20 protein-coding genes and 1 pseudogene are annotated in these 16,298 nt (G+C 49.5%); 11 read left to right on the forward strand and 10 right to left on the reverse strand.

Features of this window, described 5'->3' with window-relative positions; translation table 11 throughout:
- Positions 1 to 155: 155 nt before the first annotated feature.
- Complete coding sequence (edd, locus tag SK36_RS08400) at positions 156 to 1,967, forward strand: phosphogluconate dehydratase (protein WP_045444097.1); 1,812 nt, start codon at positions 156 to 158, stop codon at positions 1,965 to 1,967.
- A gap of 36 nt (positions 1,968 to 2,003) precedes the next feature.
- A complete protein-coding gene (gene kdgA / locus SK36_RS08405) occupies positions 2,004 to 2,645 on the forward strand; it encodes a bifunctional 4-hydroxy-2-oxoglutarate aldolase/2-dehydro-3-deoxy-phosphogluconate aldolase (protein ID WP_003034901.1) in 642 nt (213 codons plus the stop codon).
- Between the two features lie 75 nt (positions 2,646 to 2,720).
- Here the strand turns inward: kdgA and purT are convergent, their stop codons facing one another.
- Positions 2,721 to 3,899, reverse strand: a complete 1,179-nt coding sequence (purT, locus tag SK36_RS08410; RefSeq protein WP_048221299.1) for a formate-dependent phosphoribosylglycinamide formyltransferase — start codon at positions 3,897 to 3,899, stop codon at positions 2,721 to 2,723.
- Between the two features lie 132 nt (positions 3,900 to 4,031).
- Between purT and yebG the strand changes: the two genes are divergently transcribed.
- The 4 genes from yebG to ptrB all read left to right on the forward strand — a co-directional run bounded on the left by yebG (position 4,032) and on the right by ptrB (position 7,711).
- A complete protein-coding gene (yebG, locus tag SK36_RS08415) occupies positions 4,032 to 4,322 on the forward strand; it encodes a DNA damage-inducible protein YebG (RefSeq protein WP_045444082.1) in 291 nt (96 codons plus the stop codon).
- A 119-nt stretch (positions 4,323 to 4,441) separates the two neighbouring features.
- Positions 4,442 to 4,798, forward strand: coding sequence for a protein YebF (gene yebF, locus SK36_RS08420; RefSeq protein WP_045444079.1), 357 nt, complete (start codon positions 4,442 to 4,444; stop codon positions 4,796 to 4,798).
- Between the two features lie 91 nt (positions 4,799 to 4,889).
- Positions 4,890 to 5,549, forward strand: a complete 660-nt coding sequence (locus SK36_RS08425; protein WP_045444076.1) for a tellurite resistance TerB family protein — start codon at positions 4,890 to 4,892, stop codon at positions 5,547 to 5,549.
- A gap of 86 nt (positions 5,550 to 5,635) precedes the next feature.
- Positions 5,636 to 7,711 (forward strand): oligopeptidase B, encoded by a 2,076-nt coding sequence (gene ptrB / locus SK36_RS08430; RefSeq protein ID WP_197086124.1) that lies wholly within the window; start codon positions 5,636 to 5,638, stop codon positions 7,709 to 7,711.
- Here the strand turns inward: ptrB and exoX are convergent.
- The 3 genes from exoX to SK36_RS08445 form a co-directional block, all read right to left on the reverse strand.
- The gene (gene exoX / locus SK36_RS08435; protein ID WP_045444066.1) at positions 7,693 to 8,355 is read right to left on the reverse strand and encodes an exodeoxyribonuclease X; all 663 of its coding nucleotides are present in this window, start codon (positions 8,353 to 8,355) and stop codon (positions 7,693 to 7,695) included. The two genes, ptrB and exoX, sit on opposite strands and share 19 nt — an antisense overlap.
- 22 nt (positions 8,356 to 8,377) lie before the next feature.
- Positions 8,378 to 9,034, reverse strand: coding sequence for a carbon-nitrogen hydrolase family protein (locus tag SK36_RS08440; RefSeq protein ID WP_045444063.1), 657 nt, complete (start codon positions 9,032 to 9,034; stop codon positions 8,378 to 8,380).
- Between the two features lie 106 nt (positions 9,035 to 9,140).
- The gene (locus tag SK36_RS08445; protein ID WP_045444060.1) at positions 9,141 to 9,371 is read right to left on the reverse strand and encodes a DNA polymerase III subunit theta; all 231 of its coding nucleotides are present in this window, start codon (positions 9,369 to 9,371) and stop codon (positions 9,141 to 9,143) included.
- 144 nt (positions 9,372 to 9,515) lie between these two features.
- Between SK36_RS08445 and yobA the strand changes: the two genes are divergently transcribed.
- From yobA to SK36_RS08460, 3 genes are read left to right on the forward strand one after another with little or no spacing between them, the layout of a single operon-like run.
- Positions 9,516 to 9,890, forward strand: a complete 375-nt coding sequence (gene yobA / locus SK36_RS08450) for a CopC domain-containing protein YobA (protein ID WP_045444057.1) — start codon at positions 9,516 to 9,518, stop codon at positions 9,888 to 9,890.
- A gap of 3 nt (positions 9,891 to 9,893) precedes the next feature.
- Positions 9,894 to 10,766 carry a copper homeostasis membrane protein CopD gene (gene copD, locus SK36_RS08455; protein ID WP_048221301.1) on the forward strand — a complete coding sequence of 291 codons (873 nt, stop codon included), beginning with the start codon at positions 9,894 to 9,896 and terminating at the stop codon, positions 10,764 to 10,766.
- A gap of 15 nt (positions 10,767 to 10,781) precedes the next feature.
- Positions 10,782 to 11,120: a YebY family protein gene (locus SK36_RS08460; protein ID WP_045444052.1), complete on the forward strand. Its 339-nt coding sequence runs from the start codon at positions 10,782 to 10,784 to the stop codon at positions 11,118 to 11,120.
- A 336-nt stretch (positions 11,121 to 11,456) separates the two neighbouring features.
- On the opposite strand, the gene SK36_RS24860 is transcribed toward SK36_RS08460, so the two are convergent.
- The 4 genes and pseudogenes from SK36_RS24860 to SK36_RS08480 form a co-directional block, all read right to left on the reverse strand.
- Entirely contained in the window at positions 11,457 to 11,852 is a 396-nt protein-coding gene (locus SK36_RS24860) for a tyrosine-type recombinase/integrase (protein ID WP_331456575.1), read from the reverse strand.
- Positions 11,789 to 12,049, reverse strand: coding sequence for a hypothetical protein (locus tag SK36_RS25220; protein ID WP_048221302.1), 261 nt, complete (start codon positions 12,047 to 12,049; stop codon positions 11,789 to 11,791). Before SK36_RS25220 ends, SK36_RS24860 begins: the two co-directional genes overlap by 64 nt.
- Positions 12,036 to 12,442: pseudogene (locus tag SK36_RS08475) on the reverse strand (hypothetical protein); the annotation flags it as partial. The gene SK36_RS25220 and the pseudogene SK36_RS08475, both read right to left, overlap by 14 nt.
- Before the next feature lie 142 nt (positions 12,443 to 12,584).
- Positions 12,585 to 13,433, reverse strand: a complete 849-nt coding sequence (locus SK36_RS08480) for an alpha/beta fold hydrolase (protein ID WP_048221304.1) — start codon at positions 13,431 to 13,433, stop codon at positions 12,585 to 12,587.
- A 434-nt stretch (positions 13,434 to 13,867) separates the two neighbouring features.
- Between SK36_RS08480 and SK36_RS08485 the strand changes: the two genes are divergently transcribed.
- Positions 13,868 to 14,200 (forward strand): EmrE family multidrug efflux SMR transporter, encoded by a 333-nt coding sequence (locus SK36_RS08485; RefSeq protein ID WP_045444043.1) that lies wholly within the window; start codon positions 13,868 to 13,870, stop codon positions 14,198 to 14,200.
- Positions 14,201 to 14,438: 238 nt separating this feature from the next.
- On the opposite strand, the gene SK36_RS08490 is transcribed toward SK36_RS08485, so the two are convergent.
- Entirely contained in the window at positions 14,439 to 14,843 is a 405-nt protein-coding gene (locus tag SK36_RS08490; protein WP_048221305.1) for a DUF1398 domain-containing protein, read from the reverse strand.
- 560 nt (positions 14,844 to 15,403) lie between these two features.
- Here SK36_RS08490 and pphA point away from each other — a divergent pair.
- Positions 15,404 to 16,045 carry a protein-serine/threonine phosphatase gene (pphA, locus tag SK36_RS08495; protein ID WP_048221306.1) on the forward strand — a complete coding sequence of 214 codons (642 nt, stop codon included), beginning with the start codon at positions 15,404 to 15,406 and terminating at the stop codon, positions 16,043 to 16,045.
- Here the strand turns inward: pphA and SK36_RS08500 are convergent, their stop codons facing one another.
- Positions 16,046 to 16,237 (reverse strand): YdfD/YebW family protein, encoded by a 192-nt coding sequence (locus SK36_RS08500; RefSeq protein WP_045444034.1) that lies wholly within the window; start codon positions 16,235 to 16,237, stop codon positions 16,046 to 16,048.
- Positions 16,238 to 16,298: the final 61 nt, after the last annotated feature.

Consider the following 16,298-nt stretch of genomic DNA (forward strand, 5'->3'; position numbering starts at 1 on the left):
GCCTCGCGTGGATTCACCCGCGAGGCTTTTTTTATTACACTGCCTGAAACGATTTTGCCCCTGAGCTACGGCTAGTAAGCGATTCAGCATAATTTAACTATCTTGAAACGCATTGTTAATCCGACCGCTCTGACAGATAAATTTTAGGAGCCTCTATGAATCCGAATTTGTTACGCGTAACACAACGTATCATCGAACGTTCTCGTGAGACACGTTCCGCCTACCTCTCGCGCATCGAACAGGCTAAAACGACAACTGTTCACCGTTCACAGTTGGCATGCGGAAATCTGGCGCACGGTTTTGCTGCCTGTCAGCCTGACGACAAAGCATCGCTGAAAAGCATGTTGCGTAACAATATCGCGATCATTACCTCCTATAACGACATGCTTTCCGCGCATCAGCCGTATGAACATTATCCGGCTATCATTCGCAAAGCACTGCATGAAGCCAATGCGGTAGGGCAGGTTGCCGGTGGTGTGCCTGCTATGTGTGATGGCGTGACCCAGGGGCAGGATGGGATGGAGCTTTCATTGCTAAGCCGCGAAGTGATTGCGATGTCTGCGGCGGTGGGTTTATCTCATAATATGTTCGACGGCGCATTGTTCCTCGGCGTGTGCGATAAAATTGTCCCGGGCCTGGCGATGGCGGCGTTGTCCTTTGGTCATCTGCCTTCTGTCTTTATCCCATCAGGTCCGATGGCGAGCGGTCTGGCGAACAAAGAAAAAGTGCGTATTCGTCAGCTGTATGCAGAAGGAAAAGTGGACCGTATGGCTCTGCTTGAATCCGAGGCTGCGTCTTATCACGCACCAGGAACCTGTACGTTCTACGGCACCGCTAATACCAACCAGATGGTCGTTGAGTTTATGGGGATGCAACTGCCAGGCTCCTCTTTCGTACATCCGGATGCTCCGTTACGTGAAGCACTGACAGCTGCTGCTGCTCGTCAGGTAACGCGCCTTACCGGAAATGGCAACGAATGGATGCCGATCGGCAAAATGATCGATGAAAAAGTGGTGGTCAACGGGATCGTAGCGCTGCTGGCGACAGGGGGGTCTACCAACCATACGATGCATCTGGTAGCGATGGCGCGCGCGGCCGGAATTTTGATCAACTGGGATGACTTCTCCGATCTGTCCGATATCGTGCCGCTGATGGCACGCTTGTACCCGAATGGTCCGGCGGATATCAACCACTTCCAGGCTGCAGGTGGTGTACCGGTATTAATGCGTGAACTGCTTAATGCAGGTCTGCTGCACGAAGATGTTAACACCGTAGCCGGGTTTGGTTTATCTCGCTACACCCTTGAGCCATGGCTTAACAACGGTGAGCTGGACTGGCGTGAAGGTGCCACGAAGTCTCTCGACAGCAATGTGATCGCGACTTTCGATAAGCCGTTCTCGCATCACGGCGGTACTAAAGTGTTGAGTGGTAACCTGGGACGTGCGGTGATGAAAACATCAGCCGTGCCGGTAGAGAACCAGGTCATAGAGGCTCCGGCTATTGTCTTTGAAAGTCAGCATGATGTGTTACCTGCTTTCGATGCTGGCTTGCTGGACCGCGATTGCGTGGTGGTTGTGCGCCATCAGGGACCAAAAGCGAATGGAATGCCAGAATTACATAAACTCATGCCGCCACTTGGTGTATTATTGGACCGTTGTTTCAAAATCGCGTTAGTTACCGATGGACGACTTTCAGGTGCTTCAGGTAAAGTGCCTTCAGCAATCCATGTAACCCCGGAAGCCTATGATGGCGGGCTGCTGGCTAAAGTGCGTGATGGCGACATCATTCGTGTGAATGGACAGACAGGTGAATTGACGCTGCTGGTGGATGAAGAGGAACTTGCCTCTCGTCAGCCTCATATTCCTGACCTCAGCGCTTCGCGTGTGGGAACAGGCCGTGAGATGTTCAGCGCGTTGCGCGAAAAGCTGTCCGGTGCGGAGCAGGGCGCAACCTGTATCACTTTTTAAACGACAAATTTTGTAATCAGGCGAGAGAAAACTCTGATGAAAAACTGGAAGACAAGTGCAGAAGCAATCCTGACCACTGGCCCGGTAGTACCGGTTATCGTGGTAAATAAACTGGAACACGCGGTGCCGATGGCGAAAGCGTTGGTTGCAGGGGGCGTGCGCGTTCTGGAAGTGACCTTACGTACCGCATGTGCGATGGATGCCATTCGCGCGATTGCTAAAGAAGTCCCGGACGCGATTGTCGGCGCAGGTACCGTTCTGAATCCACAGCAACTGGCAGAAGTAACGGAAGCGGGCGCGCAGTTTGCGATTAGCCCAGGTCTGACCGAGCCCCTGTTGAAAGCCGCAACTGAAGGAACTATTCCGTTGATCCCAGGTATCAGCACCGTTTCTGAACTGATGCTGGGTATGGACTATGGTTTGAAAGAGTTTAAATTCTTCCCGGCAGAAGCTAACGGCGGTACTAAAGCGTTGCAGGCGATTGCAGGTCCGTTCTCCCAGGTACGTTTCTGCCCGACCGGTGGTATCTCCCCGGCGAATTACCGTGACTACCTGGCGCTGAAAAGCGTACTGTGCATCGGTGGATCCTGGCTGGTTCCGGCAGACGCGCTGGAAGCGGGTGATTACGATCGCATCACTAAACTGGCTCGCGAAGCCGTAGAAGGCGCGAAGCAGTAAGATCTGTTGTGCCGGGCAGTGCTGCACTGACCCGGCCTGCGAATACTTTAAAATGGGCCATCGGGCCCGTTTTTTTTATCCTGCTACATTCACCTGTGCGGCGGCGTTTTTCGCGCGTTCAACCGCCTCGTCAACGTTGTCTGCCGTCGTCAGTACGACGCCTAAGCGACGGGTTCCGTCGATTTCAGGTTTACCGAACAGACGGAGTTGCAACCCTGCACCAACGGCACTGTCAACGTTATCAAATGTGACATTCTGACTGGTAAGTTGTGGCAGGATAACGGCTGATGCAGATGGCCCATACTGGCGGATTGCGCCAACCGGAAGCCCGAGGAATGCGCGAACGTGCAGGGCAAACTCGGATAGATCCTGTGAAATCAATGTCACCATACCCGTATCATGTGGGCGAGGGGATACCTCGCTGAAAATCACCTCGTCACCGCACACAAACAGCTCTACGCCAAACAATCCGTAACCGCCCAACGCCAGTACCACTTTGCGAGCGATTTCCTGTGCACGTTCCAGCGCCAGTTCGCTCATTTTCTGGGGCTGCCAGGATTCACGATAGTCGCCATCTTCTTGACGATGGCCTACCGGCGCACAAAAGTGCACACCATCGACGGCGCTTACGGTCAACAGGGTGATTTCAAAGTCGAAATTAACCACACCTTCCACGATAACGCGTCCTGCGCCCGCTCGGCCACCCTGCTGGGCATAATCCCAGGCTCTGGCAAGCTGATCGGCTGAACGGATAAAACTCTGTCCTTTTCCGGAGGAACTCATCACCGGCTTCACGATGCAGGGGAATCCAATTTCGGCCACGGCTTCGCGAAAGCGAGTTTCGCTGTCAGCAAAGCGGAATGATGAGGTCGGTAAGGACAGTTCTTCCGCGGCGAGGCGACGGATACCTTCACGATTCATGGTCAGTTGGGTCGCGCGCGCGCAAGGCACGACGTTCAGACCTTCCTGCTCCAGCGCTACCAACGTACTCGTGGCAATGGCTTCAATCTCAGGAACGATATAGTGTGGTTTTTCGTGCGCGACAACCTGACGCAAAGCGTCACCATCCAGCATATTGATTACGTATGAGCGATGGGCAACGTGCATAGCTGGTGCGTCAGGGTAACGATCCACGGCAATGACTTCTACACCCAGGCGTTGGCATTCAATCGCGACTTCTTTACCCAGTTCACCTGATCCTAATAACATCACTCGCGTTGCTGCCGGACGCAGCGCTGTGCCTAATAACGTCATAAATTAATCCCCTGTTTTATCTGGGCGCAGTATATACGAAAACGTTTGCGTCTGTCTTTATTACCAGGTTGATTTCAAGGGTGAAAAAGAATATACTGTACATAAATACAGGTAATTTATGAGGCTGCAAAAATGGCGGTTGAAGTTAAATACGTTGTCATTCGGGAAGGTGAGGAAAAAATGTCGTTTACCAGTAAAAAGGAAGCCGATGCTTATGACAAAATGCTTGATACGGCAGATCTGCTCGATACGTGGCTGGAGCAGTCACCGGTCGCGCTGGAAGATGAGCAGCGTGAAGCGCTTTCCCTGTGGCTGGCTGAGCAAAAAGATGTGCTGAGCGCGATCCTGAAAAACGGCAAACTGCCATCCCCACAGGTGGTCGATAACGATGCTTCTGCTGAGGATGATACACAGGCTGCCTGATCCGACTTGCGCTCCTGAGGTTTTGTACCATGCTTTTCCCTGAATCATTGTGCTGTACCCAACTGATTTCACGTTGCATTAATAGCGACTGAAAGACGAAGGGGATAAAGGAGAAAAGAATGAATAAAACAAGAGCGTTGTTGAGCCTGCTGCTGTTATCTGCCAGCGTGTCAGTTTTTGCGGCTAATACGGAGAGTAAATCAGTCAATTTTCCAAACTGTGAAGGTTTGAAAGCTGACGGTATCGCGGCAAGTGTGAAACGCGACTACCTGCAAAACCGTATTGTACGTTGGGCCGACGATCAAAAAAGGCTCGGGCAACTTGATCCTGTTGCCTGGGTGAACCCGCAGGATATTGTTGGTAAAGACGGACAATGGACGGTACCTCTTACCGTTCGTGGGAAAAGCAGCGATATTCAATATCAGGTTAAGCTTGATTGTAAAGCCGGCACGGCGGAGTACCTGCAACGGCAGTAGCTGAATTTGCACATCTTTTGATGACCTGAACACTTCCTGACATCCCCTCGGGTACGCTTTGATGATTATTCGTCTGTACTTGAGGGGCAAAATGGCTAACTGGCTGAATCAACTTCAATCTCTTCTTGGGCAAAAAGGATCATCCGGTTCATCTTCCGGTGAACAAGGACTGAGCAAACTGCTGGTTCCCGGTGCATTAGGCGGTCTGGCAGGATTACTAGTCGCCAACAAATCCTCACGCAAATTACTCACTAAATACGGTACCAGCGCACTGTTGGTTGGTGGCGGTGCGATCGCCGGTAGCGTTTTATGGAATAAATACAAAGATAAAGTCCGCGCAGCGCACCAGGATGAACCTCAGTTTGGCACGCAGAGTACACCGCTGGATGAACGTACTGAACGTCTGATCCTGGCGCTGGTATTTGCGGCTAAAAGCGATGGTCATATTGATGCTAAAGAGCGAGCCGCTATCGAACAACAGCTGCGTGACGCGGGAGTGGAAGAGCAAGGGCGTGTTCTGATTGAGCGGGCCATTGAACAACCGCTTGATCCTCAACGCCTCGCTCAAGGGATCCGCAACGAAGAAGAGGCGCTGGAAATTTACTTCCTGAGCTGTGCAGCTATTGATATCGACCACTTTATGGAGCGCAGTTATCTGAATGCGCTGGGTGATGCACTGAAGATCCCACAGGATGTTCGTGAGGGTATCGAGCAGGATCTCAAACAGCAAAAACAGGCGTTGCCGGGTTAAATAGTTACGCTTGAGGAGCACGTTTCGCTTGCATCATTGCTGACTTTTGCCACCCTTATAGGATGTTTAAGCAGAAGAACAATGACATGCTACCAAAAGCTCCTCGTATTCCACATGCCATGACGCAGCATGGCGATACTCGTGTTGATAATTATTACTGGTTGCGAGATGACACCCGCTCGCAGCCAGAAGTGCTGGACTATCTGCAACAAGAAAATGCATATGGCCGCCAGGTTATGGCTTCCCAGCAGGCATTGCAGGATCGTGTGCTGAAAGAAATTATCGACCGTATTCCCCCTCAGGATGTTTCTGCTCCTTATGTGAAAAATGGTTATCGCTACCGGCATATTTATGAACCGGGATGTGAATATGCCATTTATCAGCGTCAGTCTGCTCTCAATGAAGAGTGGGATGAATGGGATACCTTGCTGGATGGTAACCAGCGTGCAGCCCACAGCGAATTCTATACGCTGGGAGGACTCGCAATATCACCCGATAATACCGTTATGGCTCTGGCGGAGGATTACCTGTCTCGTCGGCAATATGGCATTCGTTTTCGCAATCTACAAACCGGGAACTGGTATCCGGAAGTACTGGATAATGTTGAGCCGGAATTGGTCTGGGCGAACGATTCGCAGACCTTTTATTATGTTCGCAAACATGAAACAACATTATTACCGTATCAGGTATGGCGGCATACCGTTGGATCACCATCCATTCATGATCAACTGGTGTATGAAGAAGCTGACGATATGTTTTATGTCAGTTTGCACAAAACCACCTCGCAGCATTATGTTGTTATCCATGTCGCCAGCGCGACAACCAGCGAAGTATTGTTGCTTGATGCGGAGCTGGCCGATGCCGAGCCGCTGGTTTTTTTGCCACGGCGTAAAGACCATGAGTACAGCCTTGATCACTATCAGCACGCGTTTTATCTGCGATCTAACAGTCAGGGGAAAAACTTTGGTTTGTATCGCACCCGCGTGCGTGATGAACAGGCCTGGGAAGTGCTGATCCCGCCGCGTGATAGCGTCATGCTGGAAGGATTTACGCTGTTTACCGACTGGCTGGTGGTGGAGGAGCGTCAGCGCGGTTTAACCAGTTTACGACAAATCAACCGCAAAACGCGTGAAGTGGTCGGGATTGCTTTCGACGATCCGGCTTACGTAACGTGGCTGGCGTACAATCCCGAGCCGGAGACATCGCGCCTGCGTTATGGCTATTCATCCATGACGACGCCGGACACCCTGTTTGAACTGGATATGGACACCGGAGAGCGACGTGTACTCAAACAGACGGATGTCCCCGGATTCGACGCGGCCGATTACCGCAGTGAGCATGTGTGGATCACCGCGCGCGATGGTACGGAGGTTCCTGTCTCGCTGGTTTACCATCAAAAGCATTTTCGCAAAGGGAAAAATCCCTTACTGGTTTATGGTTATGGCTCTTATGGCGCTAGCATGGACGCAGATTTCAGCAGCAGTCGCCTGAGTCTGCTGGATCGGGGGTTTGTTTATGCCATCGCGCATGTGCGGGGCGGCGGTGAACTGGGACAGCAGTGGTACGAAGATGGTAAGTTTCTGCAAAAGAAAAATACCTTTAATGATTATCTCGATGTTTGCGAGGCACTATTAAAACTGGGTTACGGTGCACCTTCACTGTGTTATGGCATGGGGGGAAGCGCTGGTGGGATGCTAATGGGGGTTGCAATTAACGAACGCCCGCAGCTGTTTCATGGTGTTATTGCACAGGTACCGTTCGTCGATGTCGTGACCACGATGCTGGATGAGTCAATTCCACTGACCACCGGGGAATTTGAAGAGTGGGGTAATCCGCAGGACGCGGAGTACTATGCTTACATGAAAAGCTACAGCCCGTACGATAATGTCACCGCGCAAGCCTATCCACATCTGTTGGTCACCACCGGGCTACATGATTCTCAGGTGCAATACTGGGAGCCGGCAAAGTGGGTAGCGAAACTGCGGGAGCTGAAAACGGATGACCACCTGCTGCTACTGTGTACGGATATGGACTCCGGGCACGGGGGCAAATCTGGTCGCTTTAAATCGTATGAAGGCGTGGCCCTTGAGTTCGCTTTTTTGATAGGACTGGCGCAAGGGACACTACCCGGGCAGGCAACAACTCAGGCGTTATCGAGATAGTGCTTAAGCGTTAGTCGTAGTTCCGGGCTCATACTGTCAAGGTTATTAAACAGCCAGCGCAAATAGCCCGGATCGCGTTCAGCCACTTCTGATACCGCTTTGCCGCGGTATTTGCCAAAGGTAAATGTGGTCAACAGTGCCGGGCGACCGGTGATGTCGGCCATTTGCTCTGCTGACCAACCCGACGTGTTTATGATGTCGATCAGCAATGCAGCAGTGATGTAGCAATCGTAAAGGGCACGGTGATGATGCAGACCGGAAGGCGTCTGTACATTCAGTTTGCGGGATTTATAGAGTGCCATATTGCTGTATTTAATTCCCGGCCACAGACGGCGGGAAAGCTTCATGGTGCAAATCCACTCTCCGGGCATGTCTGGCAATACACGACGGTCAAAACTCGCATTGTGCGCTACGTACCACTCGCTGCCGTAATAATGCGGGATGACGTCTTCAATCCAGGGTTTATCCGCCACCATGGATTCGGTAATACGGTGAATTGCCATCGCCTGAGGACTAATGGGACGGTCAGGGCGCACCAGGTGGCTCATTGGATTGACAATCTGTCCGTCTACTACATCGACAGAAGCAATCTCAACAATGCCTCCCTGCAGGCCACAGGTTTCTGTATCTATTATGCGCAACATGCCAAGCTCCTGACCAAAACGACTAGCGTAATGGAATGATATCACCTTGCCAACCCTGAGAGGTGCGTTGACCGGTTAAGAGCAGTGAACCGCGGTCGGCGCGCACAATCAAACGACCGCGCTCATCCCATAAAGCGCTGCTGCCGCGCGCATTGGCCATCAGCACTGCAATGGCGAATTTATGCGAAAAACTTTGCAGTCGCGAGGTGGAGGAGAGAAGCTCAGGTTCGCTGATACACTGACTGGTGGTGAACAGCGAAAACTCAGGGTCAATATCAATGCCCTCCGGCTGAGTATCGACAACGCTTATGGTGTTTCGCTGTCTGGCAATACAGGCTCCATGGCTCTGATGAAATGTTAACGGTGACGCCAGCCCGGGTGAAAAAAGGGCAATACCCTTCACAAACTGGTTGTTATGTTCAACCGGTAACCCCGCAATAATGGTCATGCGATAACTCGCAGCGGCATGGGCCAGGGGTTGCAGGAGAGCCTCATCAGGAGGTGCCGGAAGAAAATCATCCCCATCGACGCATCCCAACAGCGAAAGGGAGGGGAAAACCAGCAATTCACACTGACATTTGGCAGCTGCTCTGATGAATTGCAGGTGATGCGCGACATGTTCTGTTAGCGTTGTCTGTAGAGGTTCGTACTGTGCTGCGGCAATTTTCCAGTGTGACATAATGACTTCCTTTTCATAGTGTCTACAATCATCCTTAAATTATAGATTAAGAATGTGCTTATACTTTAGCAGCCACCATGTAAGGAATTGTAACGTAATATAAGGTTTATTTAACTTTCGGCTCGTAAGGTAAACGTGAGAGGGAAACCGATGCCAAACGGTGTGCGATCAGCCGCTCGCGAAACCAGTCGCGTAGATGTTCAGGTTGCTCGCGCTCGACGACTTCTGCAACGACAGGCATGTTATAGCGCTCTTTGAATGCGACACCTGCCGCGGCCAGATCAACATTGACCTTATCCATCTCATCTTGTTCAAGTTTAGCCAGGTTGATGTTCATGGGCTTCTCCTTATCTCTATTCATTGGCGCGCAAAAGTTACTAAGAGAGTGCATTAATGGCAAGCCAGAAATGATGATTCTCGACTCGATCATTGTAGAAGGTTATTCTCTACAAATTAGACATAACAAAAAGGAATAGTTGATATGCTTTCTACTGCATCTTTACTTCGCTATGCCCTCATCGCACTGACTTCCGCTCTGGCAACCCCCGCAGCGCTGGCTCATGCGCATTTGACAACGCAAAGTCCTGAGGCGGATGCGCAGATCATAGCCTCTCCCCAGGCGTTGACTCTTAATTTTTCTGAAGGCGTTGAGCCTGCGTTCAGTGGCGCAACGCTTACAGGCCCAAAACAGACACAGATCAAAACCGGCAAGCCGACGCGCAATGAACAAGATAAGACGCAACTGATCATTCCGCTCGCTCAGTCACTGGATACCGGGAAATATACGGTTGACTGGCATGTTGTATCAGTGGATGGTCACAAGACGAAAGGGCAATATACCTTTAGCGTGAAATAAACCATGCTGGCACTTACCTGGGTCGTTCTGCGTTTTATCCATTTCACCACTTTAATGCTGGTATTTGGCTGTGCGCTTTACGGTGCATGGCTGGCTCCTGTCTCAGTCCGTCGCTTGATGATGCGCCGCTTTTTGCGTTTGCAACGGCATGCCGCGACATGGAGTTTTATTAGCGCAACGCTGATGTTGGCGATCCAGGGTGGATTAATGGGATCGGGCTGGCAGGATGTTATCTCTGTAGAAATATGGGGAGCGGTTCTGCAAACGCAGTTTGGTGGCGTGTGGTTATGGCAGATTATTCTCGCGCTGGTCACGCTGGTGGTAACTATCATTGTGCCGCACAGCATGTCACGGTTGTTGCTGATTATGACAATTGCCCAGTTTATCCTATTGGCTGGTGTCGGACATGCAACCCTACATGACGGCGTCGTGCGGGCTATACAGCAGCTTAATCATGCGTTACATCTGATATGCGCTGCAGCCTGGTTTGGCGGCCTGCTGCCAGTTATTTACTGTATGAGGATGGCTAAGGGCCGTTGGCGACAGCAGGCTATTAGCACTATGATGCGATTTTCCCGCTACGGGCATCTTTTTGTTATCGGCGTATTGCTTACCGGCATGGCGAATGTGTTGTTTATTGTCGGTTTGTCAGTCCCCTGGCACGCAGCGTATGGGCAATTGCTTTTGTTAAAATGTGCCCTGGTCGCGCTAATGGTGGCGATTGCACTCGTGAATCGGTATGTTCTCGTACCACGCATGCAGCAAGATAACCGCTGTATGACTCTCTACTTTATCTGGATGACGAAGCTTGAATGGGGAATAGGGGCTGTCGTGCTGGCGATTGTCAGCCTGTTTGCAACTCTTGAACCTTTCTGATGGACTGGCAAACGTATGAAAAAAATAGTTATCTCTTTATTACTCCTGACAAGTTCAGGAGCTGCACTGGCTGCACCACAGGTCATTACCGTCAGCCGTTTTGAGGTTGGTAAAGATAAGTGGGCGTTTAATCGTGAAGAGGTGATGTTGACCTGTCGGCCTGGCAACGCACTGTATGTCATTAATCCCAGCACGTTAGTGCAATACCCACTGAATGATATTGCCAGAGAGCAGGTTGAAAACGGTAAAACGACGGCAAAACCGATCGACATTATTCAGATTGATGATCCGGCGAAACCAGGCGAAAAAATGAGCCTTGCGCCGTTTATCGAACGTGCAGAAAAGCTCTGTTAGTTGTCAGATATACCTCTCTGATTTCCAATAAAAAACCGCAAGGATCTCTCAGGAGAACTTGCGGTTTTTGCGTTGTTGCGGGTGACAATCGTCCTTTTTTTCAGGCCACTTTAGTCACGGACTGGAAAACCTGGCGCTGTCATCTATTCTTAAATGGCAGGGTAACTTAGCCTGCATTAATGCCAACTTTTAGCGCACGGCTCTCTCCCAAGAGCCATTTCCCTGGACCGAATACAGGAATCGTATTCGGTCTCTTTTTATGAGCTTATTTTCGTTGGGTTTTCTCGGTGCTTTCACGAAACCCCACGAAAATTACTCGAAATTTCCATATCCTGTCTAAACCATAACATATTCTGCACCGCGTGCGTCCAGGTATTTTTTGGTCATTGTTAAATTTTTATGCCCCAGCAGTCTCTGTGCGAAATCCTCTCCACGCTCCCTTTCACACAGTCTGCTCGCCAAGCTCCTGATCTCATGGAAAGGAGGAGGGTTGGGGCCAAACTTTAACTCTGTAGAATCCCTGATATCGCTGAATCTGAACAACGATACGTCCTCTCTTCTTTGCCCGGTGACAAGTGCCAGACCACATGCATTTGCAGCCCATTCGGAATGGGCGGTTGCGGCATCCCTTATTATCTCGGACTGCTCAAGCAAAAGACGCTCACGCTTCACTTTGGGCGTCGGCGTTCTTGTCGGCTCTGCCGGATTCCTTTCAATGTAGTTATTGACCACGATGGCCTGAGAAATAGCGTCTTTCCTGTCGATTTTTTGGGACGAAGATTCGTTTTGCTCGGATCCACACAGATGGCATCAGGCTGAACCTTATATTCTTTACCGTGAAGTTCCGGAGCGTGATGAATGGCCAGCTTGATGTCGCATGCCTGACGCGCTAACAGGGATTGCTGATTGCCTCGGTTAATCAGTCGCATTACATCTCCTCAAGGGGAGGGCGACCCATTCCAGCTCAGTTAGCCCACATATTACCGATTTCATATCTGCCAGGAGGATGCTGAACTGATCGTGCAGTTCGCCACCCTGTGACTTTTCGCCGTTACAAGAACTCGCTCAACTTCCCCAAACCGTTCTGCTGCATCCGGTTCGTCCGGAGTAGGCAGGGAGTTGATCGCGGCTTCTACCTTGTTATGTGCATCCACCAGGTAATAGCGCTTAACTGCTTTGTTCTTCAATTCGGTGAACAAGGCTGAACCCAGCGTAACCTTCGCGCTTTCGATATCAGTTCGGAGTGCTTTGGCGCTGCCAACATCCTGCACAGTATCGATACGTACGCGGAAATTATCTGCCAGAGAGTCGATGTTTACTGATTTACAAAGGCGGCATGCCGGAAAAAAGCGCCCGCTCTGATGAATGGAGACGTCGCCGCAAGGACGGTTTTGCGATAGCAATTGTTGAACGAAATCAGATTGCGGCGATCCAGTCAGATAATCAGTATTTCCGCGACAATCCCTATTGATGGCGTTGAATGAATCTTATCAGGGCCTCGTTGAACCTCTCCGGTTCTTCAAGTTGCGGCGTGTGGCCGCTTTTCTCAAAAATTTCGATCTCAATGTCTCTGAAATAGCCTTGATACTCTTTCCACGATTCGATAGGTGGATTGATATAGTCGTGACGACCAAGGGCCAAGAAAACGGGCGCGCTGATCGCTGCTGCAACACATTTCATATCGAAGTCGGGAAATACCTTTCCCCAGAGCAAGTCAAATCCGACATCGTGCGTGATAACATCACGCCAGAGTGGAGCCGCGTCAAAAAATGGGTCTAACCAAGACCGGGGACCGGTTCGGAGGAGAAGATATTTGAATTGCTCCTGCGGGTGCTTTTTTGCATCCGATGAAAGCAGGGATATTTCTTTATCGTATATTTCCTGACGGAGCTTAGACGCTTCTGTCTTGAATCTTTGTTCCGATTTATCATTGAGATCGGCGCTCAAATTGGGTGGAGTGCTAATGAGTATTACATGTGATACCCGGCTAGGATACAGACGTGCGTATTCCAGTGCCATGAATCCGTTTCCAGAGTGCCCGATGATCGTCATTCTATCAACGCCAAGGGCAACACGAGACAATTCAATATCACTAACGACCTTATCTAAGGAGAAATCATCCTCTTGAACGGGTTTGCTCGCCGGAGCATAGGCTCGATGATCGATAAAGTATAGGCAAAAACGCTTTGCCAGGTCAGTCGAGAAAGTGCGGGAATAATACAGGTTGCTACCAACAATGATTGCCGCAGCCCCTGAGCCAATGACCTTATATCCAAGCTGAAATTTATCTGACTGAATTGTTCCGACCGTCACTTCCAACTCCTGGCTTGTTGTTCGTGAAGCTTTATTCGGTCTCTTTTTATCAGACTTTGATTTCAAACACTTAAGGTTCTATGCCCGAAATCTGTCCGAATTCTGATCTTTGCTGTTCATTCGTTATACCACACGTTTTTTAACAATCACAATTCATTTGCGCAGAAAATTAGATCAGCACATAGAGCTCGGATGAGGAATAAGGGGTACAGGGACAGCTGTGCTATGGCAGGTATGAAGCATAATTTTTAATACCATGCTAACCGTGAAGCTCTCTCCCGGTTTTAGCACACAGGATCTCGAAAACAGCCGAATTTCCATGTTCTTTCGAAACCGCAACATATGTATACAGAAAGAAGCTGCAGCAAGAAAAGATCATGTAAGGTGAAGATATAGTAGAATCTTTCTTTGTCTTGTTTAAAAAATGAATGGTTATGAATACTTATATCTATCTTGGTGCGGCTATTCTGGCTGAAGTGACCGGGACAACGTTAATGAAGTTTACCGATGGGTTCACTCGGCTATGGCCTTCTGTTGGTACGATTGTGTGTTACTGTGCTTCATTCTGGCTGCTTTCCCAGACGCTGGCGCATATACCTACAGGAATTGCATATGCTATCTGGTCTGGTGTGGGTATTGTGCTGATCAGTCTTCTTGCCTGGGTTATACATGGGCAACGACTGGATTTGCCCGCTATTATCGGAATGGCACTAATTTGTGCAGGTGTTCTCATTATTAATTTGTTATCGCGAAGCGCAGTACATTAAATAAAATAGCCCAATGGGATAGGCTCTAAGATCACCGCATGAACCGGGTGTGGGGTAATTCCTCCTCTCACTTGATACGCTTAGCAGGTTGCCGAAGCCTGAACAACTTCGGTGACGTCTGCGTATTGAGAGAACTGACTATCAGGATGTATTTTCACAGTCGCAGATGCAAAATGCACCTGCGATTTTTTACATTCTGCCGTTTACATTAAGGGCCCCAGACCAAGGGCCCAAAGCATTATATGAGGGGTTTATTGTTCTCGATATCTTCAATATATAAAAGTGAATTATCAAAAGAATAATAACAACGTTTATTATCATTGACATCGGTTACCCAGCGAAAAACACCAGCACTGGCAAGTGTGATGCAGTACTCCCGAAATGTTGACTTCCCGGAGATATGAATCCGTGCCGCTTCTTTTATAAGTTCGACGTTCTTAATCGTACTGATTTTTAATAAGCTTCTGTATCCTCTTATTAACAAAACGTCGTCATTATGCGTGACGATCCTGATGTTATCTGTAGCCAGATAGTAGATATAATGCGCAATGTTGTGTCGTTTCAATTCAGAATAAAACCAGGAAAAATTTAACTCCTTTCTCACTTGCTCGAACATCTGTTGGAGAATGGCAACCTGATCCATCAGGAAAGTAACCTCTTGTTAGTTGTGAGGGCGCGTAGTGTGCATGATTAGCTTAGTCTATTCAATCTGATCAGACCAGTTCCCGTTTGTAAGCCCATTCAACCTGCAGACTCCTGCTCGATGAATGTTATCATCATGATGATGACATTGCGTATATATCTCGGTCATTGCGAAACGGAGCTGGGGAGTAAAAAAGTAACTTCTCGAACGTATAGTGTAAGTTGATTGTAAATATGTTTTTTAATCTCTCATTAATTAATGATGTGGAGGTTTTTAAACAAAATAATAACCGTCTCGTTAATTTGTTCAGATTTCTTTTACTATACTCTAACTACGTCGATTATTCTGGGGAATAAATACGATTTTCCCTGGCTGGAGAAGATAATCCAAATACCCGGATGGTGGCGGACATTTAGAGCCAGATAATCTGGACATTGTCAGAGATTTTCTGAACAAATTCGTACAGGCTAACTGCATGAAGGCGTTGAAAGGGAAGGCTCATGTGAGTATCGCGCATGGTTTTCCTGAATGTGTAGATAATTTTCTGTGCAGGAGGTCAAATGGGGCTGCCTGGTAATATCTACCAGAGAGTGGAAGGTACACGCTGGCGTCATGTCTGGGTCGTCGGGGATATCCACGGCTGTTTCTCCATGCTGGTGGATAAATTGCGCCAGTGCCGTTTTGACCCGTGGCAGGATCTGTTGGTGTCTGTCGGGGATGTTATTGACCGTGGGCCAGACAGCCTCCGCTGCCTGAAATTACTGCGTAAAACCTGGGTTGTGGCGGTCAGAGGCAATCACGAGCAGATGGCACTGGATGCGCTGGCGACGGGCGAGCAGCTGCTGTGGTTGCTGAATGGGGGATCCTGGTTTACCCGTGCGCCACAACCGAGCGCGCGAATCGCACTTGAATTCTGTCAACAATTACCCTGGATTCTGGAACTTCACTGTCAGACCGGTATACATGTTATTGCCCATGCTGATTACCCTGATGAGAATTATCAGTGGCAGAAAGATGTTGATTTACAAGGTGTTATTTGGGGTCGCGAAAGGTTGATGAGCAAACGCGGGGGGATACGTGGGGCGGATAATTTTTGGTTTGGCCATACGCCGCTACGCCATCGGCTGGATATCGATAACCTGCACTATATTGATACCGGCGCGGTGTTTGGCGGTGAGCTTACGCTGGTGCAGTTACAATAATCAAAAATCGCTGTATTCCTGCGCCGGGCGCCAGAAACTGTCGATATAGCCATCCGCAGGTAGACATCCTCCGTTGCGAATACGCTGATCGTCCATCGAAATAAGGCACTGCTGTTCCGTATTGTAGACATCGACCACGATATCTTCACAACCGCCATCCAGGTAGCAAACAAAAAGAACCAGCGTGAACATTACATCCTCAAATTGTACTGCCGTACCGATAGTGTAGAAGAGGTTGAAGCGAGGGGGAAAT

This window comes from Citrobacter sp. MGH106 (genome assembly GCF_001037495.1).
In the GTDB taxonomy this organism is placed as follows: Bacteria; Pseudomonadota; Gammaproteobacteria; order Enterobacterales; family Enterobacteriaceae; genus Citrobacter; species Citrobacter murliniae.